3 protein-coding genes and 1 other annotated feature are annotated in these 3,621 nt (G+C 42.1%); all 3 genes read right to left on the bottom strand.

Annotation, left to right across the window (positions count from 1 at the left end):
- Positions 1–71: 71 nt before the first annotated feature.
- Positions 72–349 (bottom strand) — a binding site (T-box leader).
- 195 nt (positions 350–544) lie between these two features.
- Entirely contained in the window at positions 545–1,888 is a 1,344-nt protein-coding gene (locus tag LG34_RS16240) for a sodium:proton antiporter (RefSeq protein WP_109217004.1), read from the bottom strand.
- Positions 1,889–2,003: 115 nt separating this feature from the next.
- The gene (locus tag LG34_RS16235; protein ID WP_146190251.1) at positions 2,004–2,639 is read right to left on the bottom strand and encodes a hypothetical protein; all 636 of its coding nucleotides are present in this window, start codon (positions 2,637–2,639) and stop codon (positions 2,004–2,006) included.
- A gap of 172 nt (positions 2,640–2,811) precedes the next feature.
- Positions 2,812–3,540: an ABC transporter ATP-binding protein gene (locus LG34_RS16230; protein WP_109217002.1), complete on the bottom strand. Its 729-nt coding sequence runs from the start codon at positions 3,538–3,540 to the stop codon at positions 2,812–2,814.
- Positions 3,541–3,621: the final 81 nt, after the last annotated feature.

The raw sequence follows: 3,621 nt of genomic DNA, 5'->3' as shown, positions 1-3,621 counted from the left end.
GTGCTTTTATTTGATAGGAAATCCTTGTAATTTCCTATCAAATAAAAAATCCCTGACCGTGAACTTTCACAGTCAGGGACGAATATACGTTTCGTGGTGCCACCCTTTATTCATTGTGCTTTTCTGCAACGATTCTATTGCTACACAACCTCAATCCGATACGGAATCTCTTCGATATCTTTCCTCTGTAACGTGAGGACACGGCATCCGCTACTTGCACACTTACTATTTGCTTTCGCTTTGCATCTCACAAATCCATTCCCTTTATACTTACCTGCCGGAATCTCACCACCACCGGCTCTCTGTAAAGCAGTGCCATAAAGGTACTCCTTTTGTTCATTGATTTTCGTTCATGTCATTTATTTTTTGTTATAGTAGCACTTTACTGTAGTGATGTCAACACTTTTCCGAAAATCAATTCCTACTTTTTCACTCTGTAATCACAATCAACCTTTAAGATTTTCGTCAAAAAATATGTCCTGCATGTTCTCAGATTCTTTTTCAAAAACTTATCAGAATCTATAACATACAGGACATTTAATTTTTACAGGAAGAATATTAACATATCAACCACAAATACCGGGATCAAAAATCGCAACGACCAGGTCATATATCCAAAGAAGGACGGCATACGGATACCATTCTCTTCCGCAATGGATTTTACCATAAAGTTCGGTGCGTTACCGATGTACGTATTTGCCCCCATGAATACCGCTCCACAGGAGATTGCCTCCAGCATAACCTGCGGTACGATACCGACACTGGTCTGCAGACCTGCGGTCGCTCCCAGAGTTCCTGCAGTGGTAAGGAATACCAGATAGGTCGGTGTGTTATCCAGGAAACTGGACATTGCACCGGTTACCCAGAACATCTGCCACGGCTGGGTTAATCCAAGCTCTGCACCTTTTGCTTTCAGGATCAGAAGCGCCGGAATCATAGTAATAAAGATACCAATGAAAAGCACTGCAACTTCCTGAATGGCTCCCCAGGAAAAATGGTTGTCTTCACGTACGCTTTTATTTGTTGTCTTGAAGGAAAGGAACGCTGCCACCAGAATAATGATAACCTCGATCAGAGCTGCATAGGTAAGCTCTACCTCTCCATAAATGTGGATTCCGCCGCTGAATGCCTTTGTGGACGGAAGTACACCACTCAAAATAACTGCTACTACGATTGCTGCAAGGAAAATAATATTGTGTGCTCCTACGACACGGATTGCTGCTTTATCGCCGCTCTGAACTTCCGGTGTGATACCATCTGCCAGATCTTTACGATATGCTCTGGAATCCAGAATGTAAAAGATCACAAGTAAAATTGCAACATTTAAAATCATGATCGGGATCAGGCGCAGGCTCCAGAAGAACGGAACGTTACGCATAAAGCCCATCAGCAATGGCGGATCTCCTACCGGTGTCAGACATCCACCGATATTGGATACCAGAAAAATAAAGAACACTACAACCTGTGTCTTTCTGGAACGCCATTTGTTTGCACGGATCAGAGGACGAATCATAACCATGCTGGCACCTGTGGTACCGATCCAGCTAGATAACAACGTACCGATCAGAAGCATGATCACATTTACCTTCGGTGATCCGCTGAGTTCACCTTCTATGGTGATATTTCCTGCTACGCAGAAAAGTCCAAATAACAATACGATAAAGGTGAAATAATCACCTACAATTACTTCCAGTAACTGCTCACCCATTACGCCAAAACCGTAACGGATTGCAAACGGGATCAGAAACAGCAGTGACCATGCGATAACCGCATACTTCTGATTTCTCTCCCACCAAGCCGGTTTTACCAGCGGGAAAACCGCGATACTAAGCAGCATTCCAAGAAATGGAATGCAAAATAACAATGAAATTGAATTGCCTAAGTCCATTTGTGATACCTCCAGTCATATCTTTAAAATCTAATTCATCACAATTTAATCAGTCAATCCCCCATCCTATCTGATATCGATCGGCAGTTTTGCCACTCATCCCCAAATGAATCTCTTATATCAGATAAAAATTGTCATTGTATCTGCTTATATGGTCTCCGGAAGGTTCCAGATTTTCCTTCAACGGATATCCTTTTTTCATATTCTTATTTATAATGTAACCGGTGTGTAGCATCGTCACATTTTCGGTGTCCGAAATACGAACCATTTTATTCTGCCCGATATCCGCTTCTGCATACCAGACCTGATACTCGTCCGCCCGGGGCAGACACGCATCCATGTCCTCATCATCCAGACAGATCACATGATTTAATTCCATCTCCGGCATGCCAAGCAATGCCCGATCCCGCGCGATCTGCCGTGTAACATCTATGTTTTTATGTTCTGCTCTCTCCTGCTGTGAAAAGGATGTTGTATCCTCCATATTTTCAAATCCGTATGTATGGCGGATATTCTGCACCTGACTTGCCGCCAGATTGCCTCTATCCTTTTCATTCCGTTCTTCTTTTTCATCCAGTACTTCACATTCCCATGCCACATCTTCCATGCTGTAGGCCTTTAGATTCCATGCACGGTACAATGCCTGAGTCGAAGCACGCATTCCACTGATTGTAATCCCCAGAATCAGTGGCACAAGCAAGAAAAGACAGATCAGTTTTTGCATTCTATTACTATTATATTTTTGCTTCATACTCAACTTCCGCCTTTTTCCGTACAATTATAATACAAAAAAAGTGAAAAGAACAGATAAAATTTGCCTTTTTCAATACATATTCTATCCAATTCATGCAAAAACGTGACTTTCCGCATAAAATCGACATCTGGTATTATATCATGCCAGCACGTTGACACTCTTGCACTCATTATATTTCAATAATGCGTCCCATCTCCGCTGATGTTCTGTGTGAAATAGAGATAACGGTACGATTTTGAGATACCCGTTTTAACGCCTGTAAAATTTCAAGTTCTGTTTCCGCATCCAGATTTGCCGTAATCTCATCCAGCAGCAATAATTCCGGTTCTGTTACTGCTTTCACCTGCTGGTCTGAGATCCTCGGATCATATAATGTAATCTGATCCCGCACCGTTCCCGGAACCATGTGAAATGTCTGCTCCACATAACCGTATATGTTTCTTCGATCTTCTTCCTGAATCTGTGTCACAGGAACTCCCCGAAGCAGAATTTCTCCACTCTGTGGTTCATACAGCCCCAGAAGCAGTTTCATGATCGTACTTTTTCCTGCACCGGTACGGCCGGATAAAGTCACCTGTTCTCCTGTTTTTACCTGAAAATTCAGATGATCCAGTACTACATGTTCATCATATCCAAAGGTTACATTTCGAAATTCTACAAATGGCAACTCTGCTACATTCTGCATATTTAGATCTGTATTCTGATTCAAAGCATCTTTCTCGAAATCTTCTATCACATCTGACGTTTTTTCATTTGAAACCACATGATCTGATACAGATTTATCTAATAAGAATTCACCATTTTTCATCCTAGAAGATATCTGCTTTTCATCCAGGGCAAAAAATTCATTGATTCTATGAATTCCCGCTACTGCTGACTGAATCGTCTGAATCTCCATACCAAGGCTTTCCTCCGGTGTAAAAATCTGGGAAATTCAAGAATGCTCCGGCATTCTTGTTGCGAGGTGCGCGTCATGCAA

The sequence above is a fragment of the Eubacterium ramulus genome, assembly GCF_003122485.1.
Lineage (GTDB): Bacteria > Bacillota > Clostridia > Lachnospirales > Lachnospiraceae > Eubacterium_I > Eubacterium_I ramulus_A.
This window is presented reverse-complemented; position numbering and strand designations above follow the sequence as displayed.

Bases quoted from the DNA above. Each gene is read 5' to 3' on its own strand.
- LG34_RS16240 (WP_109217004.1), bottom strand. From the start codon at position 1,888: ATGGACTTAGGCAATTCAATTTCATTGTTATTTTGCATTCCATTTCTT.
- LG34_RS16235 (WP_146190251.1), bottom strand. From the start codon at position 2,639: ATGAAGCAAAAATATAATAGTAATAGAATGCAAAAACTGATCTGTCTT.
- LG34_RS16230 (WP_109217002.1), bottom strand. From the start codon at position 3,540: ATGGAGATTCAGACGATTCAGTCAGCAGTAGCGGGAATTCATAGAATC.